Origin of the sequence: Dulcicalothrix desertica PCC 7102 (assembly GCF_003991905.1) — a bacterium.
In the GTDB taxonomy this organism is placed as follows: domain Bacteria; phylum Cyanobacteriota; class Cyanobacteriia; order Cyanobacteriales; family Nostocaceae; genus Dulcicalothrix; species Dulcicalothrix desertica.
Genome location: NZ_RSCL01000012.1, coordinates 131,913 through 154,564, shown reverse-complemented (window position 1 = coordinate 154,564; position 22,652 = coordinate 131,913). Strand labels below are relative to the sequence as shown.

Here is a 22,652-nt window from a genome sequence, read left to right as displayed (position 1 = left end):
ATAATTCACAATCAGGTAAACTTCAAATTAAGCGCTTAATAATTGAGTCTATTTATCAAAGCGTGCTATAGGGTCTACGAGGCCCTATAACCCGAGGTTGTACTTGTTCCGACTCATAGCGCTGGGACTGCGGGGTGCTGTTATCTGCGCTAGCAGGTAAAGCAACACTTACAGCTAATGTTGTACCCGCAAAAATTAAAGCTAATTTGCTTTTGATAGATTGTTTAGAAGTAGTTGACAACAGTAAGAGTTTTTGAACATGATGATGCACCACTAATGGCGAAATTTTCTGCTCAGAAAACGGAATAGCATAAAGAGTAGAATAACTATGAGTGCGACGGGTATTATAACGCTCTTTGTTGGCTTCAAACCCAGAATTTGTTTTGACACAATTTTGTACCTAATTTTGATGTTGATTATTGGAGGTGTTGATTTACTTGTCTTGTATTATTTTGAAAATGTTAATATAAGCTAAAGCTACCGCTTGTTAATCTGGGTCAGAAGTGCTTCCAAATTAGCAAGTTTAACATCTCCGTTCACAGGCTCTCCATTCATTGCTAGCCTAGGAGTACTATTGTTCATAGTCAATTTCTTAGTTGCAAAATGAAGCTATTACATATCGTGAAATATTAAGTAAATATTCAGGAGATTAATTGTCGTTTGTAGAATTCACTTTGTCAGGAATAAAAATTGTTCTAGAACCGAATTTTAGATGGGTAGCATTGTTGTTATTTATATCTACATGAGGTTGGAATGATATAGTCTGATATCTGTTGTTAACATTGTTGGCTGTTACTTCCATATATTTGCACCCTCTTGAGGCTGAAGCTTGATTTACAAATCCAAACATAACAGAACTACCAAGAATCATTGCACCAAGGGGCAGAAACATTTTCTTTTTGATAGACATGATTTTATCCTTTAATTAATCGAGTGTTTTGGAAAATTTAGAAATGCAAAGTGAGCGCTTGTTTGCTAACTCTTTTGCTTGCTGATATTTATAGTAGGCAATAACAATTTGATTAGTAAGTGACTTTTATGCTTGCCAATGTGCATGAAACTGTATTTTTGCTTGATAGCGTCCGACTGGCGCCTATATTAGATTTGCACTTTTCTGCATAGATTAAAATTTGATCTCCAGTTAGAATAAGGACAGACTTCAACGAATGTGGTTAATAATTCTTAAACAATTCCTTCGGTGCGTGACGCTATAAGTCTTATCACTACGTTGATTTTTTTCATGGCGCCACGCACGCTACAGTTGAATGGCACTTACAATCGCGATAATCGGCGCCGAAAATTTCACGCACCATTAATCTATTAGAGTTGAAAGGAGGATTTGGAATAAAGCTTAAGAAAATTTTAATTTTAGTCAATAGAGGTTAAAATATGATAACGGTAAGCTCAGAAGAACACCAAGTTTATGGGTATTTACCAGTGGAAAAAAAACTGCGTATTCTTGTAGTCGATGACCATCAATTAATTTTGACTGGTACTCTAGATGTATTAAGTAGTACATACCCTGAAGCTGATATTTTTAAAGCTCAGATAGCGAATGAGGTACTTTCTCTACTGCAATCTCAGCAGTTTGAACTAATTGTGATGGATTTATCTATTCCTAACGAGCTAGGGGAGACGGCAGAAATTGATACAGGAATTAAGCTGCTGCAAACTTTGCTCAAACAGTACCCCAATCAAAATTTTATGGTACAAACAAGTTATGTGAAGGCATTAATCCGAATTAAACACGAAATAGACAATCATCAAGGTGGGTTTGCAATTGCCGACAAAGGATTACCCGAAGCGGATATGCTGATGCGAGCTAATTTAGCACTTAATGGCGCCACCCACACAAAAGATATCAAAACAGGGATTGAACTGAAACCCGAATGGTTGGACGTATTGCGGTTAGCTTTTGAAGAAAGTTTAACAGATAAAGCAATCGCTGAAAGGATGTATAAATCAGAACGGGCAGTACGCAATTACTGGACAAAGATTCAGGATGTTTTAGGGGTGTATCCTGAAGATTGTAAGCAATATGGTAAGAATATGCGAATTCAAACCGAAGTTCGTTCCCGTGAAGAAGGTCTAATTGATTAGCAGATGAGAAACAAAATCTGGAATCGCATTCGCAAGGAATTTGGGTTGTGGTCGCTTGCTGCCCCTCCAGGTATTATAGTACTGATTGTGGTGGTATTGATACGTATGACTGGAGGACTTCAACCTTTAGAATGGATGTTCTTTGATACTATGTTACGTCTACGTCCACAAGAAAAACTTGATGAACGTATCGTAATTGTAGGAATCGATGAAAAGGATATTCAATGGGTTGGACAGTACCCGGTTCCAGATGAGAAAATAGCAGAGTTACTTACCAAGCTAGAAACCTATCAACCGCTAGCTATTGGGCTAGATATTTTTAAAAATGTTCCTGTTGAACCTGGTGCAGAACAACTCGCACGGGTGTTTCAGAAAAATACTAATATTATTGGTATTGAAAAAGTATTACGACCCGGAGAAATTCCACCACATCGCAATTTACCACCCGAACAAGTTGGATTTGGTGATTTAGTTCATGATAATGATATCAAAAATCGACGTTATTTGTTATATACAACTAATCCTGCTAATCCTAAAAATGAAAAAGAAGATAAATATTCTCTAGCACTACGATTAGTTAGCACGTATTTAGATGCTAAAGGAATTAATGGTGGTGCAGGTAAAAATGACCCGAACACAATAATGATTAATCAGGTCGAATTACCCCGTATTACCAAAAATTTTGGTGGATACGTTAATGTTAAGAATGACGGATTGTATATTTTGATGAATTTCCGTAACAATTCTCAACCTTTCCATGTTGTATCGCTACGCAATATTTTAAACGATAAAAACGACGAGGTTAATCAAAAATTATTGCGTGGGCGCCTTGTGTTAATTGGCAACCGAAATATGAGTGCTGGGGATATTTTTTATACAAATGGTGTACATACATTAGAATTAAAAGGCGTAATTTATGGAGTTGATTATCATGCTCACGTAATTAGTCAAATCATTAGTACTGTAATTGATGGGCGCCCAATGCTGGGTAGTTGGGGAGATATAGAAGAATACACATGGATAGTTATTTGGGGTTTTCTTCCTATTATTATCGGACGACTTACCCAATCTGTTAGGAGAAATGTATTAAGTGTTGGTGTTGCTGGCGTTTGTTTGTTTAGCTGCGGGTATATAATGCTGTGGCAGTGGGGTATATGGATTCCTGTGGCGCCGAGTTTACTTGTATTAGCTGTAAATGGAGTTGGGCTGAGTGCTTTTGCATTTTACCAACACGATAAATTTTTGCGTTCGCAAATTAACGAACGTCAAAACACAATTCAAAACACTTTTCATGTAATTCATAACGGACCATTGCAAACCCTTGGTTACGGATTGAAACACATGCGCTCTAAAGATATTCCATATGAACAACTGCTTGCACAATTTGAAAAACTTGATAAAGAAATTCGAGAACTTGGAGATTTACTCAAGCTCCAAGCATTAACCGAGGAAGAAACTTTACGTTTAGGAAGTGGATTGATACTTGAATTAAGCCGACCACTTCATGATTTACTATACGAAGTTTATTCAAGCACGTTAGAACGTGATAGTTTTGAGAATTTTAAAACCTTAAAAGTCAAAGTTCGCAATTTTGAACCAATTGATGATAAATATGTAAGTATGGAAGATAAACGCGGAATTTGTTTATTTTTAGAAGAAGCTTTGTGCAATATTGGTAAACATGCCCAAGGAGCAAAGCGCGTTCAAGCATCAGGTATGTATGCTGAAAGTAAATATAAACTGTCGGTTAAAGACAACGGTTGTGGAATTAAATCGAAGCTGGAAAATAAAGGTACGAGACATTGTCAAGCAGTTGCCAAAAAATTAGGTGGAGAATTTAGACGCGAATCAATTTCTTCTCGCGGTACAATATGCGAACTTACTTGGATACCGACGAAAAATTTTAGATTTTAGAGTTTCTATTTCCGTGACATCCGTGTTTTTTAGCAAACAATCAGATAATTGGGTAGCATATATCATGAATTATCAATCTTTTTCATTTTTACTTCTGAGCCGTAAATTTACAAGTATATTCGTGGGAATAAGTTTTATCATTAATATATTCCCCGCATTTGCAGAAGTAAAACCACAGGTGCCTAAACCTGCTAATCGAACAACTAAGGCGCCTAGCTCAGGTATCGTATTTAAACCACGTGACCGCAAACCAGCGAGTGAAAATTCTCGTGCAGGAGGTTCACGGGGGTGTGCAATTAGCAATGGTATTCCAATAACACAACTTGCACCACAAGCATTTATTGGTAAGACCGCTTCGACACGTCCAATGTTCGCTTGGTACATGTCAAGTTCACAAACTGTAGAATTCCGGCTTTTTGAACTTAAGTCAGGTGCAACCCCTAAACAAATTGGTGAGCCAAAAGAAATATCAGGAACAGTTGGTATTAATAAACTAAAACTTCCCCTCGATTATCCTGAACTGACAGTAGGTAAAACATATCTTTGGCAAATTGCAATCAACTGTGAAAACGATGTAAATGTTAACCGCGCAGAATTTACGGTTATAAATCCTCAATCACTTCCCAAGAAACAATCCACAAGTATTGAGGGAAGAGTAAATTATTATACTGAAAATGAGCTATGGTATGAAGCATTTGAAGAATCATTAAAGGTAGCGAATAACGGGAAGCTCAGTTCAATTGCATCAAAATTGATTCAAGAACTTGCACAATCTGAGATATCAATGAAAAGCGAAGCTGATATCGAAAATGTCAAAAACCGAACTGAGTATCTCCAAAAAATTTCAGCAATATAGAGATGTTATATGTATTAGGATTTACGTAAAGAAACCTGGTTTCTGTATATATAAAAAAACAGTAAGTAACTGCCAAAACAATTACTCACTGCTGCAATAATTTTCAACCAGGTAAACCGGGAAAGCAAAAAGGAGCTAAGGGATATGGCGCCATATCCCCTTGGTGCAAGTCTTATAGTAGCTCTTTGTACGAATAAGAATAGCGTCTATCTGGTTGAGGTACTAAGATTGGACGTTCTACTCCATAGTGCTGGGACAGCAAGGTGCTAGTAGCTGTAACTGCGCTAGCAGGTGGTGCAGCAACACTGACAGCTAATGTTGTACTTGCGAAAATTAGAGCTAATTTGCTTTTTATTGATTGCTTAGAAGTAGTAGACATGATTTTATCCTTTGATAAATACAGTTTTTTGGGAAATATTGTTTAGCTTTTTTGCTAACTTTTTTACTTCTTGATATTCATAGTAGGCAATAACAATTTGATTTGTAAGTGACTTTTATGCTCATAAATGTGCGTAAAACTGTATAAGTAATTAAGAGGATGTAATGTTAAAGCCAATTACCGATAATAATCATCGGCGCCCAATATGCAGGGTTATCATATATAGTAATTATATCTTTACTAGGTGATTTCTTCGCACTAATCATTTTAATTTGGGCTTTTTGCAATGCTTCGGCAATACTCATTCCTGCGTTGCGGTAATTAGTATAAAATTCTTTGACTAAAACTGATGTTGATTTATCCTCAACACTCCATAAAGATGCAATTGCAGTTTTTACACCAACTTGTAATGCAACTCCAGCTAACCCTAATGTCGCACGGTCGTCACCAACTGCAGTTTGACATGCGGTAAGCGCGAGAAGTTCGACGCTACTCGGTTTATTATTAAGTTTTCGCAATGAGTTTTCTAATTGGTTAATGCTAAGTTTTTCGTTTTTGCCCGTAGCTTCGTTTTTGCCCGCAACAATAAAGGTGTCTTCAGGAATAATACCAAATTGAGCATGACTCGCTACATGAACAATAGGGTATGTGGTTTTTTCTAGTTTGTTCTGGAAATTTTTAGAGATAAAGTTTGTATCGATGAGGGGGACAGAATTGGGAAATAAGGTTTGAAGTGATTTTACTTCGCTCTCAACTGATTTTAGTGCAGGAAATGACTTTCCATCAATTGTTGCTTCTTTGGTTAAACCCAAAATTAACGCTTTTTGCACACCCCGCGCGCGTAATTTGGGTGCTGTAACTCGTAAACTAGGAGTTGTGGCAATTGCATAGGTTTCCACCAAATATTTCTTTTCTTGGCTATCATAAAGTGCTGCCATTGGAACGCTACGTAAAAATCCATCCTGAATAAATACAAGGGTTTTAATGTCATCGGGTTTGAGATTTTCGGCAAAAGGACGAATTATCCAATCATAAAGCTGTGCCGCAGTTGTTGTATCGTATTCAAATACTTTTTTTGCGTCAATTAAGCTTTTGCGAAACTTTTGAATAGTTTTTTCAAGGGTATCACTGCTAACTATTTTATTTGCATCTTGTTGATTGAGGTCTTGAATCCATCTAAATTGGGTTGTTTGGTCGGGTAATTGCAGTAACATCCCAGTTTTCCCGTCTAAAATTATCGAACTCAAGAACGCAGTATTCTTAAACTTAAAACTATCATCTTTAAGAAGTTCGCCTACCTGTTTGGGATTTAATGCACTCAAAACGCAATCGTTTCCAAAATAATTTTGTAATTCTGCCAGTTTCAAAGCATCAATGGTATTGACAACTTTTGATAACTCCTCCGTGCGTCCTTTTTCGGAAACGGCGCCTTTATAAAGCAGTTCAAGCCGCGACTGTGCCAATGTACGGTATAATGGGCGGACGACATCACGGAAGTCAAACTGTACATCACGTTCTGCAGTCAAAATATCATTGCGGATGTTTTCCAAGATATCAAATGCACGTTGATAGGATGCGGTTGCTTGTTCTTTCTGATTTTCTTTTTCCAAAATGCGTCCAGCTTGCCACTCCCATAAATACAGACTATCCTTTGAACTCAATTTACTGTCTGCTGCAATTATTGCGTTTTGGGTGTATTTTAATGCTTGTTTATTATCTCCACGACATTCCCATAAATGCCCTAAAGCACCATTAGAATAAGATTGTAAACGTTCGGATTGCAAGTTATTACTACTTAATACTGCTTGATTGAGTAAATTTAATATTTTATTATCTGAAGCAACTAGCTGCTGTGGGCAAATGGTAAAAGGTGAAATTCTTTTATCAGTGTGCTGTAAATATGCTAAGTCAATTGCCCCGTAAACTTTTGTTGCTGAATCAGGTAAACCTTCGAGAAGTTTCAAAGCATCGTTATAAATATTGTTGGTCTTGTTGGTCGCTTCATTAAAAAATTTCGTCTTACTTGTTTGCGAACTCAACTGAATTAAATTTAATAATCCCCGCATTTCTGCTAAAGCTTGTTTTGAAGAGCGAGCAAGTTCTATACTATATTTAAAATATGCGCGCGCTTTATTGTAATCTGCCATTGACTTTTGCGTCAATTCCTTCTCTTTCTCAATAATGCCAGCTTGAAGAGCAGAATTAGCTTGTAACTCTTGCAATTGAGCGCGATTTCTATATGCATTTCCTAAACTATTTAACACTAAAAATTCATATTCTGGAGAAATTTGCTTTGCTGCGTGTAAATACTTAATAGCCTGGTCATAATTTCCAATTCTTCGATATGCTTCACCTAGAATTCCTAAAGCCGCTACAATACCACGTTTATCGTTATACTTAGTAGCAATTTGTTCGGCACTTTCCGGAGTGCATTTTATTTCCATCGCTTGACTTTCTGAGCTTTGCGACTTTTCCACCAGTTTTCCACACAAAAACGCAATTGCCTTGCGAGGTTGCCCCAAATTGTTGTAAACTTGGGCGAGTTCCGACTTCATTCGTCCAACCTGTGGGATGTTATTCAGTGCGTTATAGTTATAAATTGCTGCCGACAGTGATTCAATAGCTTCCTTATTTTGTCCTAGTTCTTGGTAAGCACGCGCTAAATTTTCATGAATAATTGCTGCACCCGATGGGTCATTTTTATATTGAAAGAGCGCATCTTGCCAGTGCTTTATCGCATTTAGGAAATTTCCGGCATTATAGTCTTTAATTCCTTGCTCAACTAGAGTTCGGCTATTTGGAGCTTGTGCTAATACTATTTGTCCTAATGAGAAAGATATTATTAAGGTTGTTAAAAATAATATTTTACTAAATTGGTGTCTATTTAATTGTTGACATTGCTTGGTAAAAAAACTAAGTAGTCTCTGACCTAGACACAGAGGCAGAGAAAGTAATTTTAATTTTAGATATTTGTTGAGTTGCATAATTATTACAAAAAGTCAAAAATTGATTTGTTATATAGGTAATTGGTACTATGATAGTTTTGTAGCAAAGATGGTCTAATTAAAACAATAGCTTATTAAAAATTTACATATTGAATACTAACAATGAATTTTTACTTTCGCATTCAAAAGCTGTTGTTAATATTATTATCATACATTAGTATCACTCAACTTGCAGTGTTTGCACAATCTGCGCCCCCACCCAGAGTGATAATTCCCCCAGAAATACCTAGAAAAGTTGAAGAAACGATACCTCAACCATTCCCATCACCAACGATTACTCCAACACCTATGGTGCCAACTACCCCAATAATTCCATCACCGAGGTTTTATAATCCACCCGAAACAACTTTTCCTAGTGGCGAAAGTTTTTTTGTTAAGGAAATTCAAGTCAAAGGGTATTCTGTTTTAGAAAATGAAATAATCAAGTTAAAACGTTCTGTAGAACAGAAGAAAAAAATTACATTTGAGGACTTGCTAGAACTGCGAACACAAATCACTCAACTTTATATTAATAAAGGTTATATTACCAGTGGTGCATTTATTCCAAACAACCAAGATTTGACTAACGGCATCGTACAAATTCAAATTGTTGAAGGCGAACTCGAAGGAATTTTAATTTCTGGGTTAAAAAGATTGCAATCAAGTTACGTGCGTTCTCGTATTGAGCGTTATACAGGAAAGCCATTAAATAAAAACCGCCTTGAAGAAGCGTTGCAATTATTACAACTTGACCCTTTAATTGAACGAGTCAATGCTGAGTTAACCGCAGGCAGTATTTCCGGAAGTAATATTCTACAGATGAAAATTAGCGAATCGTCCGCATTCCACGCAGGAGTTGCCTTTGCAAATAACCAATCACCAAGCATTGGTTCGGAACAAGGGACTATTTTTGTTGCCCACGATAATTTATTGGGGTTTGGCGATAAATTGAGTGCAGAATATGGAATAACTGAAGGATTCAATATATATGATGTAAGTTATTCTGTACCTATTAACGCCTTAGACGGAGCAATTAGTGTCCGCTATAGTAACAGTGAAAGCCGAATTATTGAAAGTCAATTTCGTGAGTTAGATATCCGCAGCGAAGCTGAAACCCTTTCATTTAGCATTCGTCAACCTTTAGTTCGTAAACCAAACAGTGAATTTGCTCTTTCGTTAGCATTTGATTTGCGTCATAGTCAAACCTTTTTACTTAATGATATTCCCTATTCCTTTACCTCTGGGTCTGAAGATGGGGAATCAAAAGTTACAGTTATTCGCTTTTCCCAAGATTGGTTACAACGTAATACTACTAGTGTTTTAGCCGCGCGCTCACAATTTAGTTTAGGAATTGGCGCCTTGGATGCGACAGTTAATAATACAGGTACAGATGGACGTTTTTTTTCCTGGCTAGGACAATTTCAATGGGTACAAAGGTTATCTCCTCGTATATTAATGCTTGCCAAAATTAATGCTCAACTCACAGGTGATTCGTTACTATCACCAGAAAAAATTACGATTGGGGGAGTTGAAACAGTACGTGGTTATCGTCAAAATCAACTCGTTGCAGATAACGGAGTAATTGGAGGGGTGGAAATTCGTATTCCTTTAACATCGAACGTTGAAAATCTACAGTTAGTACCATTTTTTGATATTGGTACAGTTTGGAATAATCACGGTAGCAATTTAGACCAGCAAACCCTTGCTAGTTTAGGATTAGGCTTGCAGTGGCAACCCTTTAACGGTTTGGCACTGCGTGCAGACTATGGTATCCCATTAATTGGCGCCAGCGATAGTGGTAGTTCACTGCAAGATAACGGCTTTAATTTTTCAGTACGATATCAACTGTTTTAAACAATTTTTAATTTTTAATTTTTAATTTGAGCGAAGCGAGTGGTGTATCCTTTATTTTCCGAGTAGATTCTCCACAACAAAGAAAATATTCACATAATAAATATCGTGGATTTTTGATTTATCCAAGCTAAATTATTTATGAATCGAACACAGCAGCCAAAAAAAGTCAGTATTAAAAGTATTTTTTCTTTATGCTTAGTATCTATTGCATTCAGTGTACATCCCCCCGTTCAGGCACAGATAATACCTGATAGCACCTTGGGTACAGAAGCTTCTCAACTCAATCAAAATCAGATAATTAAAGACGCACCAGGTGACAAAATTGACGGTGGTGCAACACGCGGCATCAATCTGTTTCATAGTTTTAGTGAGTTTAATATCCAAGATGGGCAACGTGTGTATTTTGCCAACCCCACTGGGGTAGAAAATATATTGACGCGGGTAACAGGTAGGAATGGGTCAAATATTTTCGGGACGTTGGGCGTAGCTGGTGCAGCAAATTTGTTTTTGATTAATCCCAACGGAATTTTATTTGGGCAGAATGCTTCTTTAGATGTGCAAGGGAGTTTTGTTGGGACAACAGCCAATGGAGTGCAGTTTGGGAATCAACAATTGTTTAGTGCCACAAATCCCCAAATACCTTCATTACTGATTGTGAGTGTGCCTGTAGGGTTGCAGTATGGGCAAAATCCGGGGGAGATTCAAACTCAGGGAGCGAGTTTAAAGGTTCTTAATGGTCAAACCTTAACTCTGGCAGGTGGCACAGTAAATATTGATGGCGGGCAGTTGCTAGCACCTTCTGGACGTGTGGAATTGGCAGGGGTGGCAGCACTAGACGAGGTGGGGCTGACGCAGCAGGGGCAGAAGTGGCGGTTGAGTTTGCCAGACGGATTGGCGAGATATGATGTATCCTTGACGAATGGCGCGATCGTAAATGGCAGTGGTGGAAGTATTGCGATTAATGCCAGGAACGTGAATATTTTGGGAACCGGGACAAGGTTGTTTGCAAGAATAAACCCAGGTTTAGGCTCTGTTGGCGCAAAGGCGGGGGATATTGATGTTAATGCGGTACAGGAAGTAAATATAGCTGTGGGCGGAGGTGTTGCGGGCGGTATATATAGTGGAACGGGAAGAGGAAGTGTGGGTGACAGTGGCAATATCAACATCACTACTGGATCATTGAAAGTTTCGGGGGACGGTGCTCGGATAGCTACACCCACCTTTGGAGGGGGGAAGGCAGGCAATATAAATATCGTTGCCCGCGATACAGTGACCTTTGATGGCGGTGGCTTCCATAGCGTCAGAGGCGGTGTAGCCGTAGTCAGTAGTGTGGAAGAAGGCGCAGTCAACGGGGGCGACATCAACATTACCACCGGATCGCTTAATGTCATCCGAGGCGCTCAACTGAATGCCATCACTTTTGGAGGGGGCAATGCAGGAAATGTAAATATCCTTGCCCGCGATACCGTAACTTTTGATGGCGGTAGCTTCGGAAGTACTGGATTCTCCTCCACTGGATCAGCAACTGCTGTGACGGAGGAAGGGACAGGCAACGGGGGCGACATCAACATCACCACGGGGTCGCTAAAAGTCACGGGAGGTGCTAGGTTGAGCGCCAACACCTTTGGAGGTGGCAATGCGGGGAATGTGATCATCAATGCCCGCGATAGAGTGACCTTTGATGGGGTGGCGAGCAATGGAGTTACCAGTCGGGTAACAACCAATGTGACAGAGACAGGCAAAGGCGACGGAGGAGATATCAGCATCAACACAGGCGTGCTTTCCCTCACCAATGGGGGAAACATCGATGCAGCTACTTATGGTCAAGGAAATGCGGGAAATATAAACATTGCGGCTAGAGATGCGGTGTTCTTTGATGGAGTGGACAGCGATGGATTTGGCAGTGGTGCTTATAGCTCGGTGGACTCAGAAGCCAGCGGTCAGGGTGGAAGGATTACAGTTAATGCCGGACTGTTCTCAATCATCAACAAAGGTATATTGTCTGTCTCCTCTGAAGGTCAAGGAAATGCAGGCGACCTAAAAGTAAATGCTCGTCAACTCCTGCTGGATAATCAGGGATCGATTGTGGCACAAACAGCATCAGGGGAGGGTGGCAATATCACGTTGAAAGCCCCAGAACTCTTGGTATTGCGACGGGGTAGCTTTATTTCCACCACTGCTGGAACGGCTCAGTCCGGGGGGAATGGCGGCAACATTACCTTTGATGGCAAGTTCATCGTGGCGATTCCCAACGAGAATACCGACATTAGCGCCAATGCCTTCACTGGCACTGGTGGAAATATCCAAATCAACTCCCAAGGTATCTTCGGTATCGAGTCCCGTCCAAAACCAACAGATAAAAGTGATATTACTGCCAGTTCAGAATTAGGCATTTCCGGTACAATAAATCTTAATCAACCCGATAACAGTTCTATTCAAAACAGCTTTACCGAGTTATCGCCAAACGTCATTGATACCAATGCACTGATTGCCAATAGCTGTATTGCGCGCGGTGCCAAGCGACAAGAAAACTCTTTTACCATTACGGGTTCTGGCGCTTTACGCAATAGTCCAGGCGATGTGTTAATTTCCACCTATACAACTGGTGATGTGCGTAGTGTTGAATCCACATCGCGTCCTTGGAAAAAAGGCGACCCAATAATTGAGCCACAAGGATTATATCGATTACCTGATGGGCGATCGCTCTTAAGTCGGGCTTGTAATTAAAGGAAATATTGCCGCGATCGCACCTTGCTTTGGAGGATTGGAACTTGGCTCTTGATTTTGATGGTTTATCGGCTCACCACAAACTGGGCAACTAGAGAGCGCATCATCAGTAAAAAGGTTACAACTAGAACAGCGCATAAACTTGACATTACCCCGTTCTTTGCTGGCTTTTTCGGCATAGTGACCGAGATCGTCGTAAAAATTGAAGAAGCGCCCCAGCCGTAGTGCAACGATTTCAGGACGAGACGTTACTTCAGCAATGTAGGGTGTAATCAGTGCGCTCACTTCTTGCGCTATGAGTGTGGGTGATTTATCGGCTTTCTCGCCTTCTTGAAAGATTACTTTGACTGCTTTAATGCGCTGCATATTGTCGGGATGCAAAAAATTCCAGACATAGGGATCTGTGGCGGAATACTCGGTGCGCTCAAGGATATCTTCTATCCCAGAGAAGAATTTGTTAGCAAGTACCCGTTCATAACTATCTACATGGGCAAACGACCGATACAGCGTGTCGGTATCATCCAATAAGGCATCAATCAGCGTGCGGGCATAGGTTTCGTATTTGGCAAAGGTAGCACGGCTGAGGTCTTTGCGATCTAATCCTGCGGCGGAATCGCAGGCTGCCATGTAAGACGTACCTGTACCGAAAGTCATACCAGGTGAAATTATGGGGTTGGAGAAGAGAGCAGCATCGCCAATCGCACACCAACCGTCACCAGCAAATTGTTCCGCATCATGTGCCATGTTGGTGACGGAAAACCAAGGAAACTTTTGTTCTGGGTAAGGCTCCTCTACCAACTCATAATGTGACATCAGCCACTCAATTGCCGGATGTTTCTTGACATAATGAGCGAAGCGATCGCCAATACTACCATGTGAGTCGTCCTGGTCAGCACGGATGGTTAAGCCAACGCTGATCATCTGCTCACTTTGACCACCATACTCAGCTTCTAGCTCCTTACGAGTGGGATAGGTCGGGTCGGGAGCATCCGACTCATCTAATAAGCGTTTAACTATCTGTGCTAAGTTGGCATCCGGTGTTTTCTGCCACGACACCAACGTGATAAACCACATCCAACCACCTGGAAAAGTGATATGCCGTGTGGTGGGATATTCCCAAAAGCGCAGAGCTACATCCTTCTTTAATTTGAAGTAAGCGTAATAAGCGTTGCAATTGAAGGTATCATACATCTCCATATTTTTGCGATAGACACCAAAATGTTTAGGTAACATACTGGCAGGACCACTAGCATCTACTACCAGATGGCTATGCAAAGTGATATGTTCACCCGTAGCGGTTTCGCAGACTAACTGGTTGCCTGCGGCAGTGATTGTGCTTGCTTTCGGGATAAAAGTAGTGTTGGTCAAGATATCGATCCCCCGACGACGGACAGTTTCTTGCAACACCATCTCTAATACCCGTCGCTCCACCTGGAAGGTTTCTTCAATATCCACTACGTCAATCTCCTTTTCGAGTTGATCTGTGTCGGGATGAGTGTGGAAGAAGCGCAATCCCGCTTTTTTGCCAAACAAACGGCGCAACACTGGCATCGACAAGCCCATAGCACGGAACGCCCGCACCGTTGTGCTCAAAGTACTTTCCCCCACTTTGTGTCCAGGTTTGGCTTTCCTCTCCAATAGGGCAATGGTAGTCTGCGGACGCATCTTTTTGAGCATAGCTGCGTAGAAAATCCCAATCGGTCCAGCCCCAATTACCACTACGTCGTAATTTTTTTCTGTGTTGTTCTGCTGTGTCTGTACGTTGTGGGCAAACATTTCTGTGTTCATCATTTTTGCTTATTCCTTTTTGTTGTGTTGTATTTTGCCGACTTTTTTATTACCAAGTCTTGCGAGTTAACGCATAATTGTTTGCATGTTGATGCATTGACTGAAATTTACTTCAATGCTAGTACCAGCTAAATTGGGCTTGTAGTTAAAATAAATATTGTATTTATCGCAAAAATAGCAAATAGCATATACAGTTTTCTGCACAAAAAAATGCACAATCATGTAATCCTAAAGTATAAATTATGCAACTAATTTTGCAGAAAAGGTGAATACATTACGTAGTTATTTTGCTTAATATCAGTGTTGTAATAAGCTCAAATTTCAACTATTACAAGCTATTCAGGAAAATAAATATGCTATCTATTCCTCATCAAAAAAAATCCAACACTATTGCAAATAAAGATTTGATTGAAAATCCCACCGAACCATATTTATCCTCAACGATTCCTCAAAAAGAAAGTCCGAAAAAAGCCTCTCCTCAACTTTCGATGATATGGGTAAAAAAATTTGACGGAACACGCGATTGCTTAGTGGCAAAGTGGGTTACTAGCATACTTTGAAAGCTTAGAGGAATTTGACTTATTGCTATTTATGGAGTGACTGGGAGCAACACCATCAGCAGCTTTTGTCAAAACTTGGTCTATCGCTTCTAAACGGCGCCGTTGATCCAGAGCAATACAGTTCCAACGCCAACGTTCTGACCACACGGGGTACTGCTGCAACCGAGTTGTATAGTATGTATTGCTTGGATTAGCACAAATCGAGAACAAGCCGACTCGTGAGTTACCAGCCTCCAACTCTCCATTGTTCTTGCGAAAAGCTTCAACTCTTGCCCACAAGATGGCCTCTTTACCCTTCAATCCTTGTTTGATAGCATTTGCATAGCGTTGTGCAAATGTATTACTAACACGAGGAGATGCTTGATTCCATTGGTCAATCGAATTCAAAAACACTTCTACATTTTCTTCTGGATTGAACCCAGCAACTTGCATTTTACGAACTAATACAGAAATACGACTTTGAGTTCTTTTTAAACAGCCAGCATCCGCATTTTGCAAGTTAGTTCCTCCTCTACCTTGGTCGCTACACCAGCCTCTGTTACTAACTCTGTTTCCAGGGTCAACATGCCCGTAGTATAAAGAAGTTTTATTTCCTTCAATGGTACAGTTACCTTCCGCAGCACACAATGCTAACACTCCTACTGAAGAATTATTAGCGAATAAAGTATTTAGCTTACCTGAATAAGATGTATTAAATTCACTCAGATTATTTAAACTATCAGAGCCAAATTTTATTGCAGGTTTACTAAATACAAAGATGACGATACCAACTAATAATAGGGCGTTGAGGAAATCCCACTTACGCCCTAGCTTTTGTAAATACATGGAAGTTAGCTAAACAGCAATACTAAAAGAAAAGCACCTAAAATAAAACACATCCACCAAGAAACAAGATATGCAATCAGTAATCCAACAACCAAAAATACTAACTGTTTTAATAGCAGTGGTAAACTACACCAAAAGTGCAGTGTTTTTTGAACAATATTCGGTTTCCAGGGAGCTTTAGCTTTCATATGCCCACCATGAATTAGCCAGTGAGCGAGTGGGCACAGCGGAAGTACATCTGTCCACAACTCTTCATGTCCCAAGTGGCGATAACCAACACCCGTATGGTGTATACTATATTTGCCGTACTTTTTAGATGCATATTTTCCAATTCTGACCCAAGGAAACATTGAGCATCGGTAATTACATTGCTTTAGCCAATAATAGTGCTTATTTCTCCAAGCATCAGACTTCATGTACAAATAATAATCACTTGGGGAAAGATATTTTTTCGTCTTCATTTACAAACCCCTTGATTGCGCCATCCGACTAAAAATTCTTTGAGCAATTCCACAAGTCCTAGGGTCGCGAATTGACTTCAGTATTTCTACGCCTTCGGTTAAATCAAATCTATCCAACGCGGCTATCAATCTAATGGCAGTAGTAAAATCAACCCCATTTGCAATAAATTGTCCTTCTAAACCAACCGGGAATTGTAATAACAGTTGCTCTGTATCTTGCAATGCCTCATCTAAAAAATCACTATGTTCTGAAAACGTATACGCAGCGGCATAAAGTTGCTTTAAAACAGCTAAAATTCCTGTTACAGCTTCAGAAACTAGCTCAGAATGTTGATTATTTAATACTCTATTTCTCGACATAATTAGAACCTCAAATCCTTGGCAGTAATAAAACCCGTAGAAAAGATAAATTTTTTGTTCAGAGAATAATCAGCGTCTTGTTGTAAAAATCTCATAAATTCCTGATGTCCTTTGGATGTTCGTCCTACCGGACAACCTGCACTTGCATCATCAACTAACTTCTGGTCATGTGCGCTATGTTGATTGGCGCCAATTAACGCGCGCTGTTTCAAATCACCTTCATCAGCCTTACCATTACGGTTTTTATCGCGCGATATATCAACAGGCGCCACTTGTACCAAAGCAAGTTCTCGGTTTTTATGCATACCAATACGCCATGCTTTATACTGCCCTGGTACTTGTATATGCGCCGCACCCGACGCATTCATTGGTTGCTTGGTGTAATGATTTCCCGGTTCAACAGAAGCATCCCAGGCGCCAATCAAACGTGGAGTCGGATTGACTTCAACTAAAAAGCGACTATCATTGAATTGGTTGGGAGCGTTATCGTTACTAACACCATTGGGAAACATTCCTTGAACGTAAAAGATGTTGTAACGATGGGCGCCAGTTCTTATTTCCCAATTGTGAGCGCGCGCGTAATCTACGAGCGCAGCAGCGATTTTATCTGCTTCTTTGACCTGTGCATCCGTTGTAGAACCGATACCAATAATCCGGTTTAACTGAAGTTTGCTTTCAACCCACGCATTAACACCAGGATGAACAATCGCGATTGCCATAATCAAAGACAATCCAAAACAGCAAATACGTCCCCTAGCTTGAGCTATAACATTTTGGCGAAGTGCTTCTTCTACTGCTTTGATTTCGTGATATTGGACTTCTGGAGGGAGGTATTTGAGTAAGTCGGTGGCTCGAATTGGCATTTATGCCCCTTTTTGTAAGCATCTAGCAAAGTTCGACAATCTTTAGCGAGACTATAATTTTTCATAGGCTGTTTTTGTGTGCTGTATATGGGTGATTTTGAACGCATCAAATTTTCCAAGTCGGAGCGTACATCAGTTGTTAGTGATGCGATATTTAGGCGCCAGTTTGGAATTAGAGCAAACGAACCATAGCCGGGACTAGCCATATCTAAAACAAACACAATAAATATGGCGCCTGTAACCAGGAAGCTCAAGGGAGGAATCTTTATCCAAGAGGAATGAGGGAGTGAGGGAGTGAAGGAGTGAGGGAGTGAGGGCAAGGAATCTACTTTACCCTCATCATGTAAACTGTGTTTTGCGATGTTATTCCCTCCCTCTCTCACTCTCTCCCTCCCTCACTCCTTCCGGCGCCTGTCCAATTAGTTAAGGGTAAAGTAGTAGTTGATTGTTGGGCTTGTTGTACAGTTACTCTTGGTTGTTGCCAATCGTCTGAGGTGCCTGAATTTAACCGTACAGCTTTATCTAAACTGTCACCGGCTCCCGTCGCAACAGTGCCAAACCCATTCCAAACCCCTGCTGCAACAGGTTTACCAGCATTGACAACACCATGTCCAAACCTAACTGCGGTGGGGGCATTTTGTGGAAGCTGTCTCGGATTACGAGTTGCAATTAGTCCACCCAAAAAGAATTGGGCAACCCATCCACCAACAATCAAAGTTCCAATCCCCATAGACCAAAAAGCAAAGGACTTCCAAGGTCTAAATGGGTTGGTGTGACTAGCTACAGTACCCAAAGTACCAATAGCTGCACTGGCGCCGTTTTCCATTGCGGGTGTAATGCCACGACTGTAATTTTGACCCCAATCGTAAGCACCCCTTGCATAGCGTCCAGCACGGTACGCGCGTCCATGCCAGTTTGACCCTCTGTTGTGGCGATTGGTGTAATCATCGTTTTCTTCTTCGTAATTTGCGTCCATAACATCAGTACTTAAATAATCGCTTGAATGTAACTGTGGTAAGTTGGCGCCTCTTAATTGTTTTCTAACCATTGAAAACTCCTTAAATTAATGATTTGGTTCTTCATCAAGTCCCCAGATGTCTTCCTGTTGTATTAGCTTTTGACGAAACTGTTCTGTATCAACCTCTGTTTGGGAATTATTAGATACAGGTTGTTGAGCATTAGTTGGAAGGTATAGAAATTGAGGGCAATATTTTTGTACGAGTTGTATGTAGTTATATTTGTCTTTTCCATCAAGTCGAGTTGCTGGTGGTCCTTGCATCCAAGTTGGAATATCAACTCGCAGTTTCTGACGCTCTCCTCCATCTGGACGAATTAAATATGCCCAGCCAGCACAACGCTTATTACCTTCAATATTTCTATCCGTTACCGCTTGGGCGTACAACCAAACAATCGCATCTTTAATCGTTTCTGATTTTCCAGCCAGAGCTTTGGCGCCGCCTAACATTGCTTGCGTATCACCGTGGCTGGCAAAGGATACAGACATATTCGATTGCCGCACAAATTGCACCACTGCTTCCCAGAATTTAGGCATGACGGTAGCATCGATATTATCGACTTCGCTCGAATAATTGGACATTTCATCAAGCGAGAGATGAATATGGATATCTTCAAACGGTTCGTATTCTTTGGTTTCATCACCAGCTTCAGCAATTCTAAAAAAAGCAATGCGGGTAAACTCACGAATCGCGTTTGTAGCTTCAACAAAGTTGTAACCACGTCCAAAAACTTTAATTCCCTTCCAGTGCTGACCCTTGGCGAAAGGGTTAACCATCCATACCAAATGACCAAGTTTGATATGTTCGGCAATTAAATAACCAAGTTTTGAAGTTTTGCCGCTCCCTTTCTCCTTACCAACAATGCCCACTGTGTTTTCGTAAACAAGAGATTTTATGTCTCCATATTTATCTTCATTGATGGCGCCCGACATTCTCCTTTCTGCATCAACTTTATTGCCTGAGTTTATAGATTCATAGGCGCCAGTTTGATAGAAATTTGGAACTTGCTTGGGAACTGGAGGACTATTTGTTTGTTGGTAGCTTGTATCAACTCGATTAATATCAGTATGAGTACTAGCAACACTTTTAACTTTAGGTTGCGTATTGTCTACCCCAAACGAAGATGGTTGAGATTGTTGATTTGACACATTCTGGCTCGCTTTCAATAAGAGTTGAGGCGGTTGTGTTAAATGCCGTTTTTTACTAGTTAATTCCCAAAAAACTAAACTTGATGGTGCTGCGACTGCTAAAACGGCGCCTCCAATTCGCAGAAAAGACTTGGCTGGTTCTGGCATCTCCACTTCAACTGGCTGCTGTTGCGTAGAGTATGGTGTTGTTTGCTGCATTATCGTACTTACTGTAAAGCTGCTTGTGAACATCCAGCCACCTACAAGCAAAGGTATGGGAGCAAAAAATAACTTACTGCTCATGGTTATCCTCCTTGGTTGGTTTTGGAGGCAAGTTTGACTGCTGCGGTTTTCGCGGTTTTGGTTCTGGTTTATCCTGCTGGTAATCAGATATTTCAGCACCTTGTGGATTAGTTGTATTTCCAAACCAATCGGTCTTTTCTAACTGCGATGCAACAGGCGCCAGTCCTTTGACTCGTAATGCTTCGACTCTTGTATTTTTGATTTCTGTTAAAGCTTTGCGCGTATTTTGAGCAATGGTAATCAAGTCAAAGCGTTGTGTTGTCTCCCTCCTACCATTTGAGATAATGTTTAGTTTGACTAAACCACTTGCAGCTAATTCGGCAGAGTCGAGAGGAATTGTTACCCATAAGTCAGTGCTTGGGTCAATATATCGTAATTCTGCTTCTTTACCAGATGCTCCCAAGTTGATACGTTTGAGCGCTTCAATTTCTGAGCCATAATTAATCACCTCCTCATGTTGGTTGTATGCTTGGTTTTGAGGATTATTTTGACTGGTAACAATTCGATTACGGTAGCGCGCGGAAGCTTCTAAAACTGCTGCTTGTAATAAACCAGGATTGCTTACCATTCCGGAACTGTAATCATTGCGCGTTAAATATTCTCGGAAGTTGGTATCACTTGCCTCCAAATTTTTAGATTTTTGTAACAGTGCTTGCTGTGTTTCTTGTTCAGGTGTAAGTTCTGTCGAACGTTGACCTAGAATTATTGCTGCAATCGAAGCAATCAATATTGAAATTACCGTCGCGATGAAAATTGATACGAGCCAAGGATTGGTTAGTAAAGAATCTAAACTCCCCGATTTGATAATACCGATAAGTCCTGTTGGGGGCGCCTGGTCAAGCTGAAATTTCCCATGTGGGTTTGGCACCCAGTCTGCATCAAAATCATCTGAGCTATATTCATGGTCTTGGTAATCGGATGGCGAATCAGTAAACTGCATTACTGCCTTTGGTGTAAAACTTGCTTTCTGTAATGCCGAAGAATTAATATTGCTAGCGCTATTCCCAAAATAGTTCCGCCCATGCCAACACCTATAATTTTCAACAAAACTGGTTTTGGCGGAGATGTTATAGCAACAGCAATTGTAGTACTAGTAATCGTTGTCGTAATAGCAACAGTCGTAGCAATTGCTCCCCCTTCGGTCATATAGTTGGTGATAGTTTGGCGGTCGCTAATAACGCTTTTGTTAATTGCAGGCGCCATCACTTGTAATGTTTCTGCTGCCAAAGCAGGCGCCGCTTCAACTATTTCTTCGACACATGGGATGTTGATGTAGTCGTTTTCTTCGCACTTGGTAGCGATGTTTGTTTTGCCGCTGCCAATACTGGATGTTCTTCCTCCCCCCAATTTACCGACGTTCCTAAAAAATTTTGCTCGAACTGATTCTCGATACTTTCAAATGCGGCGCCGAAACCACCAACTGTTTGGTTGTGCGTAATTTCTGATTCTTCTACACCGTTTAAAATTAAATCCTGGGTTTGACGTAGGAACGCTTCTCTAAATAGCGTGTAGCCAACTTGAGATATTGAATGAGATTTGAGTAACAGTTGGTATAGGTCATAGTGGTAGCTACCAGGTTTTATTACCTGTGGGTCAACACCAATGCGCTGCCTAAAAAATTCATCTAAATTAAATCTGGCGCCCATTGTCTGTTGTTGTGCTTGCGCTTCGGTTTTGAGACGCAGTAATTCTTGAATACCCTCAGAGAATGAGCATGAGCGCTCCTTGCAAGCAGTAATGAAAGCTTGAACTTTCTGAAAATTATCATCGCTAATCGAGTTATCGGCAATTGGAATATCTAAAGCATGGCAAATTGCTTTCAATTCAGATACGGGTATTTCAAGCTGCTGTACTGCTGCTGACAGATTCATTTGCTTGTTCCTCCTTCAATTTATCAACCAATATTTTCACGAAAAAGTTATCTTGTTCCTCTAGAGTTAAAAACTCAGTCAGAAATGTGTACAAATCAGTACGCCTAACTTCACGGACGTATAATTTTATTCCTCCTCTACTAACTACTTCTTGTTGGTAATCGACTTGCGCGACTCTTAAAAAGCGGTTAGCGACGTAAAAGCAAGCTAATAACTCTAAATCAAGGCAGCTAAATAAACCTCCACGCTTTGGTAATTTCATATCCGCAAACTCGCACCAGTTTTTGATGGTTGTTACACAAACACCTAATTCTTTGGCTAATCTAGTTTGGGAATAAAGTCGTTGTACATATTTCATGGAGCCAAATTTCATTACGGTTCAATTAAACCTCGATTTGAACTAAATTCCAGTTTGGATTCAGTTCAAACTTTAATCGTATAGCATTACTTTTTATTTAATACTTGATGACTTGGATATTACTTACATTTGCGTAAAATTTCGGAAATTAACCTAAAAAACAAAACGCTGATTGATAAAATTTTGGTGATTAAAGACTGAATATCGCTGATTATTTCAATAATGGCTTTAATTTGGGCGCCTTAATTAAATCCGAAGGAAGCTTTCTTTGTACTTAGCGGTGATGATAATGCTTTGGCTACGTAA

The 22,652-nt window shown here is 40.2% G+C and carries 21 protein-coding genes; 6 read left to right on the top strand and 15 right to left on the bottom strand.

Going from position 1 to position 22,652, the window contains the following annotated elements:
• Positions 1-649: 649 nt before the first annotated feature.
• On the bottom strand, positions 650-910 hold the full coding sequence (locus DSM106972_RS24665; protein ID WP_127083187.1) for a hypothetical protein: 261 nt from the start codon (positions 908-910) through the stop codon (positions 650-652).
• A gap of 328 nt (positions 911-1,238) precedes the next feature.
• A complete protein-coding gene (locus DSM106972_RS53790; RefSeq protein WP_186538757.1) occupies positions 1,239-1,376 on the bottom strand; it encodes a hypothetical protein in 138 nt (45 codons plus the stop codon).
• Positions 1,377-1,389: 13 nt separating this feature from the next.
• Here DSM106972_RS53790 and DSM106972_RS24660 point away from each other — a divergent pair, with 13 nt between their 5' ends.
• The 3 genes from DSM106972_RS24660 (at position 1,390) to DSM106972_RS24650 (ending at position 4,870) form a co-directional block, all read left to right on the top strand.
• Positions 1,390-2,100 (top strand): response regulator transcription factor, encoded by a 711-nt coding sequence (locus tag DSM106972_RS24660; protein WP_127083186.1) that lies wholly within the window; start codon positions 1,390-1,392, stop codon positions 2,098-2,100.
• Between the two features lie 3 nt (positions 2,101-2,103).
• Complete coding sequence (locus tag DSM106972_RS24655) at positions 2,104-4,014, top strand: sensor histidine kinase (protein ID WP_127083185.1); 1,911 nt, start codon at positions 2,104-2,106, stop codon at positions 4,012-4,014.
• A gap of 64 nt (positions 4,015-4,078) precedes the next feature.
• Entirely contained in the window at positions 4,079-4,870 is a 792-nt protein-coding gene (locus DSM106972_RS24650) for a DUF928 domain-containing protein (RefSeq protein WP_127083184.1), read from the top strand.
• A gap of 172 nt (positions 4,871-5,042) precedes the next feature.
• On the opposite strand, the gene DSM106972_RS24645 is transcribed toward DSM106972_RS24650, so the two are convergent.
• Positions 5,043-5,249, bottom strand: a complete 207-nt coding sequence (locus DSM106972_RS24645) for a hypothetical protein (protein ID WP_127083183.1) — start codon at positions 5,247-5,249, stop codon at positions 5,043-5,045.
• Between the two features lie 167 nt (positions 5,250-5,416).
• Positions 5,417-8,233 carry a CHAT domain-containing protein gene (locus tag DSM106972_RS24640; RefSeq protein WP_127083182.1) on the bottom strand — a complete coding sequence of 939 codons (2,817 nt, stop codon included), beginning with the start codon at positions 8,231-8,233 and terminating at the stop codon, positions 5,417-5,419.
• A 123-nt stretch (positions 8,234-8,356) separates the two neighbouring features.
• Between DSM106972_RS24640 and DSM106972_RS24635 the strand changes: the two genes are divergently transcribed.
• Positions 8,357-10,087, top strand: coding sequence for a ShlB/FhaC/HecB family hemolysin secretion/activation protein (locus DSM106972_RS24635; protein ID WP_127083181.1), 1,731 nt, complete (start codon positions 8,357-8,359; stop codon positions 10,085-10,087).
• Between the two features lie 138 nt (positions 10,088-10,225).
• Entirely contained in the window at positions 10,226-12,814 is a 2,589-nt protein-coding gene (locus DSM106972_RS24630; RefSeq protein WP_127083180.1) for a two-partner secretion domain-containing protein, read from the top strand.
• Here the strand turns inward: DSM106972_RS24630 and DSM106972_RS24625 are convergent.
• Entirely contained in the window at positions 12,794-14,605 is a 1,812-nt protein-coding gene (locus DSM106972_RS24625; protein ID WP_127083179.1) for an NAD(P)/FAD-dependent oxidoreductase, read from the bottom strand. The two genes, DSM106972_RS24630 and DSM106972_RS24625, sit on opposite strands and share 21 nt — an antisense overlap.
• 350 nt (positions 14,606-14,955) lie before the next feature.
• Here DSM106972_RS24625 and DSM106972_RS24620 point away from each other — a divergent pair, with 350 nt between their 5' ends.
• Positions 14,956-15,162, top strand: a complete 207-nt coding sequence (locus tag DSM106972_RS24620) for a hypothetical protein (protein WP_127083178.1) — start codon at positions 14,956-14,958, stop codon at positions 15,160-15,162.
• On the opposite strand, the gene DSM106972_RS24615 is transcribed toward DSM106972_RS24620, so the two are convergent.
• The 10 genes from DSM106972_RS24615 to DSM106972_RS24565 all read right to left on the bottom strand — a co-directional run bounded on the left by DSM106972_RS24615 (position 15,130) and on the right by DSM106972_RS24565 (position 22,346).
• Positions 15,130-15,987: a hypothetical protein gene (locus DSM106972_RS24615; protein ID WP_127083177.1), complete on the bottom strand. Its 858-nt coding sequence runs from the start codon at positions 15,985-15,987 to the stop codon at positions 15,130-15,132. The genes DSM106972_RS24620 and DSM106972_RS24615 overlap by 33 nt on opposite strands.
• 5 nt (positions 15,988-15,992) lie before the next feature.
• Entirely contained in the window at positions 15,993-16,448 is a 456-nt protein-coding gene (locus tag DSM106972_RS24610; RefSeq protein WP_233787507.1) for a general secretion pathway protein GspF, read from the bottom strand.
• Positions 16,449-16,808: a hypothetical protein gene (locus DSM106972_RS24605; protein ID WP_127083176.1), complete on the bottom strand. Its 360-nt coding sequence runs from the start codon at positions 16,806-16,808 to the stop codon at positions 16,449-16,451.
• Positions 16,809-16,810: 2 nt separating this feature from the next.
• Positions 16,811-17,671, bottom strand: coding sequence for a hypothetical protein (locus DSM106972_RS24600; protein ID WP_233787509.1), 861 nt, complete (start codon positions 17,669-17,671; stop codon positions 16,811-16,813).
• Positions 17,672-18,050: 379 nt separating this feature from the next.
• On the bottom strand, positions 18,051-18,719 hold the full coding sequence (locus tag DSM106972_RS24590) for a hypothetical protein (protein WP_127083175.1): 669 nt from the start codon (positions 18,717-18,719) through the stop codon (positions 18,051-18,053).
• A 15-nt stretch (positions 18,720-18,734) separates the two neighbouring features.
• Positions 18,735-20,117: a hypothetical protein gene (locus DSM106972_RS24585; protein WP_127083174.1), complete on the bottom strand. Its 1,383-nt coding sequence runs from the start codon at positions 20,115-20,117 to the stop codon at positions 18,735-18,737.
• A complete protein-coding gene (locus DSM106972_RS24580) occupies positions 20,107-21,057 on the bottom strand; it encodes a hypothetical protein (protein ID WP_127083173.1) in 951 nt (316 codons plus the stop codon). Before DSM106972_RS24580 ends, DSM106972_RS24585 begins: the two co-directional genes overlap by 11 nt.
• On the bottom strand, positions 21,057-21,344 hold the full coding sequence (locus DSM106972_RS24575) for a hypothetical protein (RefSeq protein WP_127083172.1): 288 nt from the start codon (positions 21,342-21,344) through the stop codon (positions 21,057-21,059). Before DSM106972_RS24575 ends, DSM106972_RS24580 begins: the two co-directional genes overlap by 1 nt.
• A gap of 17 nt (positions 21,345-21,361) precedes the next feature.
• Positions 21,362-21,988 carry a hypothetical protein gene (locus DSM106972_RS24570; RefSeq protein ID WP_127083171.1) on the bottom strand — a complete coding sequence of 209 codons (627 nt, stop codon included), beginning with the start codon at positions 21,986-21,988 and terminating at the stop codon, positions 21,362-21,364.
• Positions 21,957-22,346, bottom strand: coding sequence for a hypothetical protein (locus tag DSM106972_RS24565; protein ID WP_127083170.1), 390 nt, complete (start codon positions 22,344-22,346; stop codon positions 21,957-21,959). Before DSM106972_RS24565 ends, DSM106972_RS24570 begins: the two co-directional genes overlap by 32 nt.
• Between the last annotated feature and the right edge of the window lie 306 nt (positions 22,347-22,652).